This is a genomic window from Helicobacter sp. 12S02634-8 (genome assembly GCF_002272865.1).
GTDB lineage: Bacteria > Campylobacterota > Campylobacteria > Campylobacterales > Helicobacteraceae > Helicobacter_J.
In genome coordinates this window covers 1-1,720 of record NZ_MLAP01000040.1, presented here as the reverse complement: position 1 = coordinate 1,720, position 1,720 = coordinate 1, and the positions used below count along the sequence as shown (strand labels likewise).

Below are 1,720 nucleotides of genomic sequence, written 5' to 3'. Positions count from 1 at the left end.
AGCTTAGAGCATAAGGCTTTAGAGTTTAGAAGCGTTTTGAGAGAGATATTCTTGAACACCTTGATGGGTGGCTTTCATACCTTTATCGCCTTTTCTCCAGCCAGCAGGGCATACCTCGCCATTTTCTTCAAAGAATAGCAACGCATCGACCATACGAATCATTTCATCAACATTTCTGCCTAGGGGCAAGTCGTTGATGACAGCGTGGCGGACTACTTGGTTTTTATCGATCAAAAATGAACCTCTGAGGGCTACAGCGCTATCAAACAACACATCATAGTCCCTTGAGATCTGCTTGGTAATATCAGCGACCATAGGGAAAGTCACATTGCCAATACCGCCTTTTTCAATCGGGGTGTTTTTCCACGCAAAATGCACCACTTCACTATCGATAGACACGCCAATGACATTGATACCTCTTTCGTTAAAATCCTTGACTCTATGGTCAAAGGCGATCACTTCAGAGGGGCACACAAAGGTAAAATCCTTTGGCCAGAAAAACAACACAGCGCCGTTTTTACCTAGATTTTTAGATAGTTCAAAATTTTCTACAATTTCGTTGTTTGCCAACACGGCTGCTGCTTTAAAATCGGGGGCTTTTTTTGTTACTAACATTTTATTCTCCTTGATTGCGTTTGATGACGCATTTGATTTTGATAACAAACAATAATTATCACTTGCTAATCATAACAATCAAAAGTTAATTAATACCAACGGCCTGATTTTTAAAAGGTATTTATAAAAAAGTGATACAATTCTGCAAAAAATTTAAAATACAAGGTGAGTTTATGAAAAATGAATTTCTTTTTACTTCTGAGTCAGTGACAGAGGGACATCCTGATAAAATGGCTGATCAGATTAGCGACGCGGTCTTGGATTATATCATTAGTCGGGATAAAAACGCCCGAGTCGCTTGCGAAACGCTTGTGAGTAATGGCTTTTGCGTGATCGCAGGCGAGCTCAAAACTGCTGTGTATGCCCCAATGCAAGAAATCGCCAGAGAAGTCATCAAAAGCATTGGCTACACCGACGCACTCTATGGCTTTGACTACAGAAGCGCTGCTGTGCTCAATGGTATCGGCGAGCAAAGCCCTGATATCAATCAAGGCGTTGATAGGGTCGATGGGGAAATTGGTGCAGGCGATCAGGGGCTGATGTTTGGCTTTGCTTGCAAGGAAACAGACACTTTAATGCCCTTGCCTATCTGGCTAGCCCATAAACTCACGCACGCCCTCGCCCAAAAGCGCAAAGACGGCACGTTGCCATTTTTACGCCCTGATGGGAAATCTCAAGTCACGGTCAAATATGTCGATGGCAAGCCTGTGTGCATTGATACAATCGTTATCTCCACGCAGCACTCCCCTGAAGTCGAGCAAAAGCACCTCCGAGAGGCCGTGATCGAAGAAATTGTCTATAAAGTCCTGCCCAAGCAATATCTCAACGATGATATCAAATACCATGTCAATCCCACAGGCAAGTTTGTCATCGGCGGCCCGCAAGGAGATGCAGGGCTCACAGGGCGTAAGATTATCGTTGATACTTATGGTGGGAGCTGTCCGCACGGAGGGGGGGCTTTCAGCGGGAAAGACCCAAGCAAGGTCGATAGAAGCGCTGCTTATGCAGCTAGGTATGTCGCTAAAAATCTCGTGGCCTCTGGGGCGTGCGAGAAAGCGACCGTGCAGCTTGCTTATGCTATCGGCGTGGTTGAGCCTGTGTCTAT

The 1,720-nt window shown here is 45.1% G+C and carries 2 protein-coding genes; one reads left to right on the top strand and one right to left on the bottom strand.

Features of this window, described 5'->3' with window-relative positions:
• Nucleotides 1-18 precede the first annotated feature (18 nt).
• The gene (locus BKH46_RS09235; RefSeq protein WP_095226533.1) at nt 19-615 is read right to left on the bottom strand and encodes a peroxiredoxin; all 597 of its coding nucleotides are present in this window, start codon (nt 613-615) and stop codon (nt 19-21) included.
• A gap of 173 nt (nt 616-788) precedes the next feature.
• Between BKH46_RS09235 and metK the strand changes: the two genes are divergently transcribed.
• On the top strand, nt 789-1,720 hold a 932-nt coding region (metK, locus tag BKH46_RS09230), incomplete at its 3' end, for a methionine adenosyltransferase (protein ID WP_095226532.1).